The organism is Sphingosinicellaceae bacterium (assembly GCA_019285715.1).
In the GTDB taxonomy this organism is placed as follows: Bacteria; Pseudomonadota; Alphaproteobacteria; order Sphingomonadales; family Sphingomonadaceae; genus Glacieibacterium.
Genome location: CP079108.1, coordinates 1,883,105 through 1,895,460, shown reverse-complemented (window position 1 = coordinate 1,895,460; position 12,356 = coordinate 1,883,105). Strand labels below are relative to the sequence as shown.

General features: G+C 67.2%; 11 protein-coding genes. 3 read left to right on the top strand and 8 right to left on the bottom strand.

From position 1 onward, the window contains the following. Window positions 1-17: 17 nt before the first annotated feature. Both KX816_08830 and mnmA read right to left on the bottom strand, forming a co-directional pair. On the bottom strand, window positions 18-1,190 hold the full coding sequence (locus KX816_08830) for a sigma 54-interacting transcriptional regulator (protein ID QXQ08063.1): 1,173 nt from the start codon (window positions 1,188-1,190) through the stop codon (window positions 18-20). Between the two features lie 158 nt (window positions 1,191-1,348). Then, complete coding sequence (gene mnmA / locus KX816_08825) at window positions 1,349-2,401, bottom strand: tRNA 2-thiouridine(34) synthase MnmA (protein QXQ08475.1); 1,053 nt, start codon at window positions 2,399-2,401, stop codon at window positions 1,349-1,351. Between the two features lie 190 nt (window positions 2,402-2,591). On the opposite strand from mnmA, the gene KX816_08820 reads away from it, so the two are divergent. Further along, a complete protein-coding gene (locus tag KX816_08820; protein QXQ08474.1) occupies window positions 2,592-2,882 on the top strand; it encodes a DUF1153 domain-containing protein in 291 nt (96 codons plus the stop codon). 141 nt (window positions 2,883-3,023) lie between these two features. Then, window positions 3,024-3,731, top strand: a complete 708-nt coding sequence (locus KX816_08815) for a response regulator transcription factor (protein QXQ08062.1) — start codon at window positions 3,024-3,026, stop codon at window positions 3,729-3,731. Between the two features lie 43 nt (window positions 3,732-3,774). Here KX816_08815 and KX816_08810 read toward each other — a convergent pair whose 3' ends face one another. The 6 genes from KX816_08810 to KX816_08785 form a co-directional block, all read right to left on the bottom strand. After that, window positions 3,775-4,509, bottom strand: coding sequence for an RNA methyltransferase (locus KX816_08810; protein ID QXQ08061.1), 735 nt, complete (start codon window positions 4,507-4,509; stop codon window positions 3,775-3,777). Then, window positions 4,506-5,000, bottom strand: coding sequence for a transcriptional regulator NrdR (gene nrdR, locus KX816_08805; GenBank protein QXQ08060.1), 495 nt, complete (start codon window positions 4,998-5,000; stop codon window positions 4,506-4,508). Before nrdR ends, KX816_08810 begins: the two co-directional genes overlap by 4 nt. Window positions 5,001-5,113: 113 nt before the next feature. Beyond that, on the bottom strand, window positions 5,114-6,418 hold the full coding sequence (locus KX816_08800) for a serine hydroxymethyltransferase (protein ID QXQ08059.1): 1,305 nt from the start codon (window positions 6,416-6,418) through the stop codon (window positions 5,114-5,116). Next, window positions 6,415-6,867 carry a ribose 5-phosphate isomerase B gene (rpiB, locus tag KX816_08795; protein QXQ08058.1) on the bottom strand — a complete coding sequence of 151 codons (453 nt, stop codon included), beginning with the start codon at window positions 6,865-6,867 and terminating at the stop codon, window positions 6,415-6,417. Before rpiB ends, KX816_08800 begins: the two co-directional genes overlap by 4 nt. A gap of 88 nt (window positions 6,868-6,955) precedes the next feature. Further along, window positions 6,956-7,825, bottom strand: a complete 870-nt coding sequence (locus tag KX816_08790) for a magnesium transporter CorA (GenBank protein QXQ08473.1) — start codon at window positions 7,823-7,825, stop codon at window positions 6,956-6,958. A gap of 205 nt (window positions 7,826-8,030) precedes the next feature. Continuing rightward, a complete protein-coding gene (locus KX816_08785) occupies window positions 8,031-8,978 on the bottom strand; it encodes a DUF808 domain-containing protein (protein QXQ08057.1) in 948 nt (315 codons plus the stop codon). Window positions 8,979-9,373: 395 nt separating this feature from the next. Here KX816_08785 and KX816_08780 point away from each other — a divergent pair, with 395 nt between their 5' ends. Continuing rightward, entirely contained in the window at window positions 9,374-12,355 is a 2,982-nt protein-coding gene (locus KX816_08780; GenBank protein QXQ08056.1) for a TonB-dependent receptor, read from the top strand. Window position 12,356 lies beyond the last annotated feature (1 nt).

The window sequence follows — 12,356 nt, the reverse complement described above, 5'->3', positions numbered from 1 at the left end:
GCCGCCGATTGCCGCGCTCACTGGAGTGTCGCCCGCTCACCGCCGCCGGCCATCGCGGCGAGCTTGTAGCGCAAGGTGCGCTCGCTGATGCCGAGCTGGCGCGCCGTGTCGCCACGGCGTCCGGCGCAGGCGTTCAAGACCCGGCGGATCGCCTCGTGCTCCTGCTCGCGGACCTGGAGGCCAAGCGGCACGGCGGGAGCGGAACCGGGCGGCGCGCTGTCGAGGACGATGTCGCGCGCGGTGATCTGCCCACCCTCGGCATAGATCAAGGCGCGCTCGAGGACGTTCGCCAGCTCGCGCACGTTGCCCGGCCAGTCGTGCGCGGCGAGAGCGGCCAGCGCCCCCGGCGTCGGCCATGGCGGTGCACCACCCGCAAGCCGCAGCAGCAGCGTCGCGACTATCGGGAGAAGATCCTCGGGCCGCTGCTTGAGCGCGGTCGTGGCGAACGGGAAGACCGCAAGCCGGTAGTAAAGGTCGGCCCGGAAGCGACCGGCAGCGACTTCGGCGACAAGGTCGCGGTTGGCAGTGGCGATGACGCGGACATCGACGGGTGTCGCGACCGTCGCGCCGATCGCCAGCACCTCGCGCTCCTGCAGGGCGCGGAGCAACTTGGCCTGGCTGCCGAGCGGCAGTTCGGCGATCTCGTCGAGCAGCAGCGTCCCGCCGTGGGCGGCGCGCATCAGGCCCTTCGCGGCCGCCTGAGCGCCGGTAAAGGCGCCGCGCTCGTGTCCGAAGAGCAAGGCTTCGAGCATTGCCTCGGGGAGCGCGGCGCAGTTGACCGCGATGAAGGGACCATCGCGGCGGGGGGAACACAAGTGTATACGGCGGGCAAGGACCTCTTTCCCCGTTCCGGTCGGGCCCTGAATCAAAATCGTGACCGGACGGGCCGCGACGCGCTCGGCGAGCGCGTTGAGGGCGAGGCTGGCGGGGGCTGCGGCCGCCGCAAATCCGTCGGGCAACGCGAGCGCCACGATCAGCGCTGCGGCGAAGGGTCGGTCGGGAGCAGCGACGTCAAGTTCGGCGAGGCAACCCGGCACGACGCCCAGGCGAACCTTCGACCGAGCGGCGGGCGCGACGCGGACGTGGACCGTGTCCGGGACCGCTTCGCCGCGCCCGATCACGGTGACCGGTGCATCGGCGGCCAGCGCCGCTACCGTATCGCAGTCTCGCTCGAACCCGGTGAATGCCATCGCGGTGCCCCTCTTCGGGACATGCTTCGCAAGGTCCGTGCCAAGCGACCGTTCCTAGGGAAGCAGCACCTGAGGTGTCACATTACCGACGCTTCGGACCGTCAATTCGCCGACAGCGTCAATCGGTTGACGGTGATTGCTGACACGCCGCCCGAGCTTCAGGCCGCAAGCATCGCATTTTGCGTCGCGACGATCGTGCCGCCACCGAGCACGCGGTCGCCGGCATAGAAGACTGCCGCCTGCCCTGGCGAAACTCCGTATTCGGGAGCGGCGAAGACGAGCCCGCAGCCCGCGAGCGTCGCCAACACCGGCATCGCCATCGATCGCACCTTGACGCTCAGCGGCTCGCCGTCGCGGGGCGGCGCACTGCCGAGCCAGTTGATATCCTCGAGCGCCACGCCGGACACCGCCAGCGCCTCGCGCGGCCCGACCACCAGCCGGCGCGTCTCGGGCTCGAGGCGGACGGCGTACAGCGGTGCCGGCGACCCGCCGACCCGGATGCCGCGCCGCTGGCCGACGGTGAAGTTGATCAGGCCGTCGTGGCTGCCGACGACGCTGCCACCCAGGTCGACGATCTCGCCGGGCGCGACCGCGTCGGGCCGCAGCTTGCCGACCACCGCCGCATAATCGCCGCCGGGGACGAAGCAGATATCCTGGCTGTCGGGCTTGGCGGCGACTGCGAGGCCGAGGCGTGTGGCGTGGCCGCGGACGACGGCCTTGCTCAAGCCGCCGAGCGGGAAGCGCAGATAGTCGAGCTGGTTACGGGTCGTCGCGTAGAGGAAATAGCTCTGGTCCTTGGCAGGGTCGACGCCGCGCCACAGTTCCGGACCGCCGGAGCCTTCGACACGGCGGACATAGTGCCCGGTCGCGAGCGCATCGGCTCCAAGATCGCGGGCGACGCTCAGCAAGTCGCGAAACTTGACCGTGCGGTTGCAGGTCACGCACGGCACCGGGGTCCGGCCCGCGGCATAACTGTCGGCAAATTCGTCGATTACAGCGGCTTGAAAGGCGCTGGCATAGTCGAGGACATAGTGCGCGATCCCGAGTCGCGCCGCCACACCGCGTGCATCGCGGATGTCTGCACCGGCACAACAGGCACCCGGACGAATTGTTTCTCCTCCGTCATAAAGCTGCAAAGTCACGCCAATAGTCTCGCAGCCGGCCTCGACGCACAGCGCCGCGACAACCGAACTGTCGACGCCGCCGGACATCGCAACGACGACGCGAGTGCCGGGGGGCGGCAAAACTGGCTGGTCTGCGGACACGCCTCCGCAGCTAGTCCGACCGTCGCTGCAGTCAAGTCCCTGGTGACTGCACGGTTAAACATGTCGGACGTAAAGGTGCACCAGACAGCGCCGTTCATACAAATTGCGAGTGTGTTGCTTTGGAGTTTGTACGATGATGTACGAAGTCGGCCCGCGTCCCGATTCCGTGCCGGGTCCGTACGGTCCTTTAACCTTGAACGACCTGCCCGGCACCGAAACAAAGCGGTGGGTTACCCGGCGAAAGGCTGAAATTCTCGCCGCCATCGCGGGTGGATTGATCGACCGGATCGAGGCATGTAATCGATATTCGATCAGCGCCGAAGAGCTCGCGTTGTGGGAACGAGCCCTCGCCTGCGCCGGAGTCCCCGGCCTTTGGGTGACCCGCGTCCAGGTCTACCGGCCAATTTTCGAGGCGGTTCCAGACTAGACATTTCGACCACTATCGAAGGTATAGGTCTTGTTAACGCTTGCTACTGCCGGCGAAACCAACATACTTGATGTCGTGAACGGATGTTCACCGGCGTCGGAGGGGGCGTTGTGTTTCCAACCCAGGGCTTGGGGGTTAGTAATGCGTATCCTGATTATTGAAGACGACCGGCTGATGTCACGGTCCATCGAGCTTATGCTCGGTGGTGCCGGACTCGAGCATGAGACGGCTGCGACGGGCGAGGACGGCATCGAGCTGGCTCGCGTCTATGACTACGACGCCATTCTTCTCGACCTAACTCTGCCTGACCTTCACGGTTATGAAGTGCTCAGGCGCCTGCGCGTTGCTCGCATCGGTACACCGGTTATAATCCTGACCGGCAACGGCGAGACCGAGGCTAAGGTGTCTGGCTTCGGCCTCGGTGCCGACGACTATGTTACCAAGCCTTTCCAGCGCGCCGAACTGCTGGCGCGGGTCCACGCTCTCGTGCGCCGGTCGAAGGGCCATGCCCGTTCGATCGTGGTTACTGGACCGATGTCAGTCGATCTGGCTGCCCGGACCGTCGAAGTCGGCGGACGCCGGGTTCATCTCACCGGCAAGGAATATGCGATCCTGGAGATGTTGTCGCTCCGCAAGGGCATGACATTGACCAAGGAAATGTTCCTCACTCACCTCTATGGCGGCCGCGACGAGCCCGAGCTGAAGATCATCGACGTCTTCATCTGCAAGCTGCGGAAGAAGCTGTCGGCGGCGGGTACCGGCGCGTCCGGGTGCATCGAGACGGTGTGGGGCCGCGGCTACGCGCTGCGCGATCCCGAAGTCCCGATGGACGAAGTCCGCGTCGCCTGAGGGCGATTACCGACCTGACCTGAACGACGAGCCCCGCCGGTAGCTAAGGTTGCCGGCGGGGACCTCGGCCCTTGCCAAGCGCCGTAATCATGCCGCGCAACGTCCGCACCTCCTTGCCGGAATAGGCAGGACGCGTGAGCAGGTTCCGCAATGTCAGGCGCTTAGCGGCAACCGTTTCCGGCGGCGCGAAGTAGCCGGCGACCGCCAGCGCCTCGCTGGTCGCCTCGATCAGACCCTCGAGTTCAGCGTGCGGTGCTGGCACCGCGTAGTTCGCCAGAGCCGATGCCGGCGTCGAGTCACCGACCCGAAACCATTCATAAGCCGTCAGCAATACCGCCTGCGCGATATTAAGCGAGCCGAACGCCGGGTTGACCGGAATCGTCAGGATCGCATGGGCGATGACCAGTTCCTCGGTCAGCAATCCAGAACGCTCGGCCCCAAACAACAGGCCCGATTTCGCCGGACGTGCCCGCATTTCGGTAGCGGCTCCGGCGGGCGTCACCACCGGGCGGGTCAGCTCGCGCCCGCGCACCGTCGTCGCATAGACATAACCAAGATCGGCGATCGCCGCCTGGACGGTATCGAACACCCGGGCCCCCGCCAGCACGCTGTCCGCGCCACTCGCCGCCGGGCCGGCATCGGGGTTGGGCCAGCCGTCGCGCGGTGCCACCAGCCGCAGGTCGGTCAGCCCGAAGTTAAGCATCGCGCGTGCGCACGCCCCGATGTTCTGGCCGAGCTGCGGGCGGGCGAGGATGACCGCCGGTGGTGACTGGGTCACTCCGCCTCGCGTGCCAGCCGGCGGGTCGGCAGCGGTACCACCGAGCTCGACAGGGTGCCGACGAAGGTCTCGAAGTCGCGGGCTTCGCGGAAGTCGCGGTAAACGCTGGCGAAACGGATGTAGGCGACCGGATCGAGCGCCTGCAGGCCCTCCATCACCATTTCGCCGATGGTGCCGACGTTGATCTCGCTCTCGCCGACGGATTCGAGGCGGCGGACGACGCCCGACACCAGCCGCTCGATCTTGCCCTCGTCGATCGGGCGCTTGCGGCAGGCGATCTCGATGGAACGCGCGAGCTTGTCGCGGTCGAAGGTTTCGCGCTTGCCCGACTTCTTGACCACGGTCAGTTCGCGTAGCTGGATCCGCTCGAAGGTCGTGAAGCGCGCGCCGCACGCCGGGCACTGCCGCCGGCGCCGGATCGCGGCGCTATCCTCGGTCGGGCGCGAGTCTTTAACCTGGCTGTCGTCGTGCAGGCAGAATGGGCAGCGCATCTAGCGCAACACGCTGAGAATCTGGCCGTCATCCCCGCGCAGGCGGAGACCCATCAGCCCGGCATTTCGGGGGGATGGGTCCCCGCCTGCGCGGGGATGACGGGGGGGCATACTCACGCCGGGTAGATCGGGAAGCGCGCGCACAGCGCCCGGACCCGGACGTTGACAGTCGCCTCGACCTCATGATTGCCCGCTTCGCCGTTGGCGCTCAGTCCGTCCAGAACGTCCGCGATCATGTCGCCGATGGCCGCGAACTCGGCGAGGCCGAAGCCGCGGGTCGTGCCGGCGGGCGAGCCGACGCGGATGCCGCTGGTCTTGGTCGGTGGCAGCGGGTCGAAGGGCACGCCGTTCTTGTTGCAGGTGATGCCGGCGCGCTCGAGCGCCTCGTCGGCGTCCTTGCCGGTGATGCCCTTGGGGCTAAGGTCGATCAGCGCGAGGTGGGTGTCGGTACCGCCCGCAACGACCGCGCAGCCACGCTCGACGAGCTTCGCCGCGAGCACCTTGGCGTTCGCAATGACGGCGGCGCTATAGTCACGGAACTCGGGCCGCAGCGCCTCGCCGAACGCGACCGCCTTGGCCGCGATGACGTGCATCAGCGGGCCGCCCTGCATGCCGGGGAAGACCGCCGAGTTGAACTTCTTGCCCAGCGCCTCGTCGTTCGACAGGATCATGCCGCCGCGGGGGCCACGGAGCGTCTTGTGGGTGGTCGTGGTGACGACGTCGGCATGCGGCAACGGGCTCGGGTGCAGCCCAGCGGCGACCAGACCGGCGAAGTGCGCCATGTCGACCATCAGCTTAGCCCCGACGGCATCGGCGATCTGCCGGAAGCGGGCAAAGTCGATGACCCGCGGATAGGCCGAGCCGCCGGCGATGATCAGCACCGGCTGGTGCTCGCGGGCGAGGCGCTCGACCTCGTCATAGTCAATCAAATGGTCCTCGCGGCGGACGCCGTACTGGACCGCGTTGAACCACTTGCCCGACATTGCCGGTGCAGCGCCGTGGGTGAGGTGGCCGCCCGCGTCGAGGCTCATGCCGAGGATGGTCTCGCCGGGCTTGACCAGCGCCAGCATTACCGCGCCGTTCGCCTGCGCGCCGGAGTGCGGCTGGACGTTGGCGTAGCTGCAGTGGAACAGCTGCTTGGCGCGCTCGATGGCCAGCGTCTCGACCGCATCGGACGGCGCGCAGCCCTGGTAATAGCGCTTGCCCGGATAGCCTTCCGCGTACTTGTTGGTGAACACCGAGCCCTGGGCCTCGAGCACGGCGCGGCTGACGATGTTCTCCGACGCGATCAGCTCGATCTGGTTCTGCTGGCGGTCGAGCTCGCTGTCGATCGCGGCGGACACTGCGGGATCGACCGTCGCGACGCCGTCCTCGAAGAAGCCCTCGGGGCGCATCGCGACTGCTGGTGCGCTGCTCATTCTGCTGCCTCCCGGAAGGATTGATCGAGCTTGGCGGTGCGCGCCGCGTGGCGGCCGCCCTCGAATGCGGTGTTAAGGAACTCTTCGACGCAATCCTTCGCGACCTCGACGCCGATGATGCGGCTGCCGAGGACGAGGATGTTGGCGTCGTTGTGGGTCCGCGAAAAACGCGCCATCAGGCCGCTGGTGCACAGCGCGGCGCGGATGCCCGGCACGCGGTTGGCGGCGATCGAGATGCCGATGCCCGACCCGCAGATCGCGATGCCCCGCCCTGCCCGCCCCGACACAACCGCGTTGGCGACGGCGAACCCGTAGTCGGAGTAGTCGACCGACGCCTCGCTGTTCGTACCGAGGTCGAGGACGGTCTCGCCGGCAGCCCGGAGCTGGTCGGCCAGCACCGTCTTGAGCGCGAAGCCGGCGTGATCACTGGCGATGGCGATGATCGACATGGCGGACTCGTGTGGCTGGCGTCGGAACGGCACCATATCTAGTAGATGGCGCGGGCCGGGGCAACGCGCGATCACGACCGTACCCCGCTCAACTACCGAAGAATCCGCGCCGCGCCAGCCAGACATAGACCGCCAGCGACGAGCCGACCGAGAGGATCAGCGCGAGCCAGGTGCCGTGCCCGCCGGTCGCCAGCGGCAGCCCGCCGGTGTTCATCCCGAAGAACCCGGTGACCAGCGTCGCGGGCAGCAGCAGCGCGGTCAGGATCGACAGGATGTACAGGTTCTGGTTGGTCCGCGCCGCGGTCTGCACGTCGACCTCCTCCCGCAGCTGGCGGAGGTTGCTGTCGAGCAGCACGACATCGCCGTCGAGCGCCGCGGCCCGCTGCGCCAGCCGCTCGACGCTCGGCAGCAGAGCCTCGGGCAGGTCCTCGTCGCGCTCGAGCCGGCCGAGCACGCCGCGCAGGCCGCCGAGTTGCCGCCGCAGCAGCACGGCACGGCGGCGCACCCCGAACAATACCCGATTGTCCGGCGCGCGGTTGTGTTCCATCAGCGCATCCTCGCTGGCCTGGACAGTTGCAAGCAGAGCATCCTTCTGCCGGCTGCCAATCTCGACGATGGCGTTGATCATCAGTTCGAGCGCCGCGGCAGGGCTGGTCAGGCGGGTGCCCGACTGGATGCGCTGGTAGACGATGTCGCCGGCACACAAAGGATGCTGCCGAGCCGTGACCATCAGCGTCGGCGTCAGTACGAACGACATTGCGCCGATCCGTGCCACCGTCTCGGCGTTGAAATCGCGCTCGAAATCGTGAACCACGCAGGCGACGGCGTCGTCGACGACGATCATGCGCTGGTGGTGGTCGGTGGACAGCATCAGCTCGCGCGCGGCCGGCGGGATCGCCGCCGCCTCGATCCAGCGCCGGGTCCACTGGTCGGCGAGATTGACGTGGAGCCAGCGCATGCCCCCGGCCGGTCCCGCGGCATCGAGCGGTGGTCCCTCGGCCTCGATCATGCGCGCCATGCCGTCGACGAAATCGAAGCCCCAGACGAGCCCCGGTCGGAAGCTGGCGAGGACTGTCGGGGTTGTCGTCATCGCTTCGTCCACGGGATCGCTCCGCCTCCACCGGTAGCCTCAGGCGTACTCCCGCCGATCGTGCGCGTCGACCTCAGTGGGCGGGGGCAGGCCGGATGCGGTGGTAGACCAGCATCGCCGCGACCACGGCCGCTCCCGCCGCCAGACCAACGACGCCCGATCCTGCCGCCGTGACCAGCCACTCCATCACGCCGCGCACGGCCGGCACCGCGTCACCGCTCGCGACCGCGCCGGCGTGGATGACATGCTCCGGCCACGTGACCCCGTACTTGGCGAGGCCGTGCACCAGGATGCCGCCGCCGACCCAGATCATCGCCGCGACGCCGATGCCCGCCAGCGCGGTCAGCAGCACCGGCATCGCCTTGACCAAGCCGCGCCCGAGCGCCTTCACCGCCGCCGAGCCGCGCTTGGCAAGGTGGAGCCCGATATCGTCCATCTTCACGATCAGCCCGACGACCCCGTAAACTCCGACGGTGATCGCGACCGCGACCGCGGCCAGCGCCGCCGCTTGGGTCGCGAACGGCTCCTCGGCGACCTCGCCCAGCGCGATCGCCATGATCTCGGCGGACAGGATGAAGTCGGTGCGGATCGCGCCCGACACCTTCTGCGCCTCGAGCGTCGCGGGGTCGGCGCTACCCTCCTCCTCGTCGAGGGCGTGACCATGCGCGAACACCAGTTCGACGATCTTCTCGGTGCCCTCGTAGCAGAGGTAGGTGCCGCCGATCATCAGCAGCGGGGTCAGCAGGAACGGCGCGAACGCATCGATCAGCAGCGCCGCCGGCAGCAGGAACAGCAACTTGTTCTTCAGCGAGCCCCACGCGATCTTGCCGATGATCGGCAGTTCGCGGTCGGGGGTCAGCCCGGTGACGTAGCGCGGCGTCACCGCGGTATCGTCGATGACGACGCCCGCCGCCTTCAGGCTCGCCTTCCCCGCCGCCCCCGCGACGTCATCGAGCGACGCCGCCGCCAGCTTCGCGATCATCGCCACGTCGTCGAGGAGAGCTACAAGTCCACCGGCCATGCGGCGGCTTGTGGCGGGTTGGGGGGACGGCGTCACCCCGAAAAGACAGCGGGGGAGTCAGGAGTTGAAGGCGGGGTGGCTCGACGGCGGCTGCTAGCGCCCATAGGCCGCCATTCAATGGGAGCCGCGTGGCGCGGTGCCACCTGTATAACGCCGGCCGAGTTGCGTTTGCGATTGATAGCGGGCGGCTGGGGCAGCTCCACTGTGACCACCATCTGATACAGCAACTCGACTTCCGTCGCCCCGTCCTTTCCCTGCGCGCCAAGCACAATTCTCCATTATTGCTCGTCGAGTTAGACGCAGCCGCTGGCGAAATCCCACTGCCCATCGGCTTGAATTTCGCTTAGCCTATTTCCGGGCGGGGACAGGCCAATGCGGGGACTTGCAGCATCAGTGTGGCTGAAGCCAAGCTGTCGGCGGCGCTGACCGATCTCGCCAAGCAGTCGGCTATCGACATCCTATTTTCCGAAGCGTTGATCGGGGCTCGTTCAAGTCGCGCGCTGAACGGCAGGATGAGTGTCGAGACGGCGCTGACGACATTACTGGCTGGCTCGAACCTTGGCTTCCATCGGACTGGCGACGGCGCATTCGTGATCAATGCCATTGCCGACACGCCCGTTCCCCAACTACCTGATCCGGTAGATACGATCCCCGAGATTCTTGTCGTCGGGCATCGGGCGCAGAACGGCGATATCCGGCGCAGCGAAGACGACATCCAGCCCTATCAGGTGTCGACCCGCCGCGAGATCGAGGACTCGCATAGTGGCAGCATCCAGGAATTCACGCGGTCCCGGCTACCCGCGAATGCGCAGATCGCCAGCCCGGCGCAGGATTTCTCTACCGGGTTCGGAACGACCCGTTCGGAGATCAACCTGCGGGGTCTCGGGACGGCACAAATGCTGGTGCTGGTCGACGGACGCCGGATGCCGAGCCTGCCGGGTATACCCTATGCGTTCAACCAACCCGACATCAACGGCATTCCGATCGACGCCATCGATCGTATCGAGACGCTGACCGCGACCGCCGGCGGTATCTACGGGCCCGGCGCGACCTCGGGAGTCGTCAACCTGATCCTCAGGCGCAACTACCGCGGTGCCGACGCCACCCTCACGACCGGCCTGACCACGCGTGGCGACGCACCCGAGGTGCGTCTGCAAACCCGTCTCGGGTTCACCCCCGACCACGGGCAAACCGATATCATGTTCGCCTTCAGCAAGAGCGACGGCGGCACGCTCCGCTACGGCGACCGCGACTATATCGAGCGCGCTGCCAAACGCCAATATGCCAACGACCCGTCGACGCTCCTCGCCAGCCTCCCCGGCGGCGCCGGCATCAACGTGTTCGGCGCCGACAATTTGGTGCTCGACCAGCGCTTCGGCGGCGCTGCGCTGGGCAGCAGCATCACCTCGCTGCCGCTCGGCCTCGGCGGCAATACCGACCAGCGCAACGCGCTGCTTCTCGCCAATGCCGGGCGTATCGACCTTCGCTTGTCGGATGGACTCGGCGGCAAACGCGACCAAATTGTCAGTCGACCACGTCGGCAAGGCATATTGTTCAACGCCCGGCACCGTTTCGGCGGTTCGGGTATCGAGGCGATCGTCGACGTCATCGACACGCGCGACAATGGCCGCTTCGATGGCCGGCCCCAGGGCGTGACCGACTTCATCGCCGCCGACAGCCCGACAAACCCGTTTCAGCAGGACATCCACCTGTCGTTTCCGCAGAGTTCGGTGGCGGCGACGCAAGCCACCGACATCCACGTGCTCCGCTATACCGGCGGCCTGATCGCGGCACTGCCCAGGCAATGGCGGGCCAACCTCGAATATACCGGCGGGTTCGCCCGCCAGACGAGCCGCACGGCTCGCAACAGCTCGGGCGACTATCGCTATCTCGCTTATAGCTACGGCACGCCGGTCGCCGGTCGCGCGACGCTCGATCCGCTCGGCGATTGGGGCGCCTTCGTGGCGGCGCTGAACAGCTATGGCCGAACCGAGCGTTCGTTCAGTCGGCAGGTCAGCCGACTGAACGACGGTACGCTGCGGCTGGCGGGTCCGCTGCTCGACCTGCCCGGTGGCCCCGCAACGCTATCGTTGTCGGCAGAGCAGCGCCGCGAGCATACCGCCGCGTCGACCTACACATTGGCGGACACCGGCACGTCCCGGCTGAGTATCAACCTGCCCCGAATTATTCAGCGAACCGGTTCGCTTTTGGGAGAGCTGCGCCTACCGATCAGCGGTGCGGGCGGCCTGCTCCGCAACCTCGAAGTCCAGCTCGCGCTGCGCCGCGACACCGTCAAGACGACATTGCCCGCCACGATCACGCTGGTCAGCCTCGACGCGCCGCCGATCGAGAACCGCAACACCGCGCTGGCCTATACTGTCGGTGGCAAGTTCCGACCGATCGACGACCTCATGCTGCGCGCCAGCGTCTCGACGGGCATCCTGCCACCCTCGGTCGCCCAGATCGGTTCGACGACGCTGCGCCGATCGGGCGGCGAACCCGATCCCAAACGCGGCGGACAGCCGATCGGCGGCGGCAGCGATTACCAATATGTCTTCGGCGGTGCTGAGACGCTCCGGCCCGAACACGCCCGCAGCCTGTCGGCCGGAATCGTCGTCACGCCATTCGGCGACGACGGTTTGCGCGCCTCCGCCGACTTCACGCGGATCGACAAGCGCGGCGAGATCGGTCGGCTGCCAGGTGTCTCGGTGCTGGGCCTGCTCGCTGACGAGAGCCTGTATCCGGGTCGGATCGAGCGCGCGCCGCTGACCGCCGCCGACCAGGCGCTCGGTTTTACCGGTGGCCGTGTTACCCGCGTCGACTTGACCACCGGCAACATCGCGCGGAGCCGGATCGATGCGCTCGATCTCAACATCGACTATCCGCTGATGACGAAGCACGGGACATTCCGCGTCTACGCCAATGCAACCTGGGAACCTCGCTACTGGCAGCAAAGCGGCCCGGGCCAGCCACACCTCGAGCGCGTCGGCTACAGCGACGGACCGCTCGAATGGCGCGGCAACGGTGGCTTCGACTGGTCGTCGGGATCGTTGAGGCTTGGCTTGAACGGCCAGTATTACGCGCATTACCAGGTCGCGACTGCGGCGTCACCGGTTCGGAACGCGCAGCTGCTGGCGTACCAGGGAAGCAATTTCATCCCCGCGCAGTTCTACGTCGATTTCTCGGGTGCCTACGAATTTGCGGATGGATGGCGCGGATATGTGCCGCGCGGGACGCAGCTGCGCCTCGGCATCGTCAACCTGCTCGATCACCGGCCGCCGACCGTCACCGATCCGAACACAACCGGCTATAGCTATTACGGCGACCCGCGCCGTCGACGGATCGAGCTGACTATCGCCGTGCCGTTCGGCAGCTGAC

Excerpts from the sequence above, each read along its gene's own strand:
- KX816_08830 (QXQ08063.1), bottom strand. The coding sequence starts at position 1,190 with ATGGCATTCACCGGGTTCGAGCGAGACTGCGATACGGTAGCGGCGCTG.
- mnmA (QXQ08475.1), bottom strand. The coding sequence starts at position 2,401 with ATGTCCGGCGGCGTCGACAGTTCGGTTGTCGCGGCGCTGTGCGTCGAG.
- KX816_08820 (QXQ08474.1), top strand. The coding sequence starts at position 2,592 with ATGTACGAAGTCGGCCCGCGTCCCGATTCCGTGCCGGGTCCGTACGGT.
- KX816_08815 (QXQ08062.1), top strand. The coding sequence starts at position 3,024 with ATGCGTATCCTGATTATTGAAGACGACCGGCTGATGTCACGGTCCATC.
- nrdR (QXQ08060.1), bottom strand. The coding sequence starts at position 5,000 with ATGCGCTGCCCATTCTGCCTGCACGACGACAGCCAGGTTAAAGACTCG.
- KX816_08800 (QXQ08059.1), bottom strand. The coding sequence starts at position 6,418 with ATGAGCAGCGCACCAGCAGTCGCGATGCGCCCCGAGGGCTTCTTCGAG.
- rpiB (QXQ08058.1), bottom strand. The coding sequence starts at position 6,867 with ATGTCGATCATCGCCATCGCCAGTGATCACGCCGGCTTCGCGCTCAAG.
- KX816_08790 (QXQ08473.1), bottom strand. The coding sequence starts at position 7,825 with ATGCGCTGGCTCCACGTCAATCTCGCCGACCAGTGGACCCGGCGCTGG.
- KX816_08785 (QXQ08057.1), bottom strand. The coding sequence starts at position 8,978 with ATGGCCGGTGGACTTGTAGCTCTCCTCGACGACGTGGCGATGATCGCG.